General features: G+C 69.3%; 1 protein-coding gene. It reads right to left on the bottom strand.

Annotated elements, in window-relative coordinates; genetic code table 11:
• Window positions 1-40 precede the first annotated feature (40 nt).
• Window positions 41-521, bottom strand: a 481-nt coding sequence (locus BKE38_RS30230; protein ID WP_131829829.1) for a M20/M25/M40 family metallo-hydrolase, incomplete at its 5' end; no start/stop codon positions are given.

A 521-nucleotide genomic window follows, 5' to 3' on the forward strand; every position in this document is an offset into this window, starting at 1 on the left:
CCGGGGGAAGGAATTCCCCCGGACCCCCATCTTTTTTCTGTCAGATCGCGGTGTCGCTGACCCAGCGCGTGATCATCTTGCAGGCCTCGGCAAAATCCTCGTTCCGCATCGCCTCGTGCGGATTGTGGCTGCCATTCTGGCTGCGCACGAAGAGCATCGCCGCAGGAATCCCCGCCGCGCCGAAGGCGGCTGCGTCATGGCCGGCCCCCGACGCCATCTCGATGTGCCGGACGCCCATGGCATCCGCGGCGCGCGCCAGGGCGGCACGCACCCCCGGATCCATCAGCGAGGCGGCCGAGCCGGTCTCCGGACCAAGGTCGAACTTCACGCCGCGCCGCGCCTCGATGCGGGCCACCTGCCGTTCGAGCTCGGCGAAGATGGCGTCGCAGCTCGCCGGGTTCACGCTGCGCACGTCCAGCATGAAGGTCGCCTCGCCCGGGATCTTGGTGAAGCCGGCCTCGGCCGTGGTGGCCAGGGTGCAGAAGGTCACCACCAGGCGGTGGCCATGCGCCTCCAGGATC

Origin of the sequence: Teichococcus deserti, assembly GCF_001982615.1 — a bacterium.
GTDB classification, from domain to species: domain Bacteria; phylum Pseudomonadota; class Alphaproteobacteria; order Acetobacterales; family Acetobacteraceae; genus Pseudoroseomonas; species Pseudoroseomonas deserti.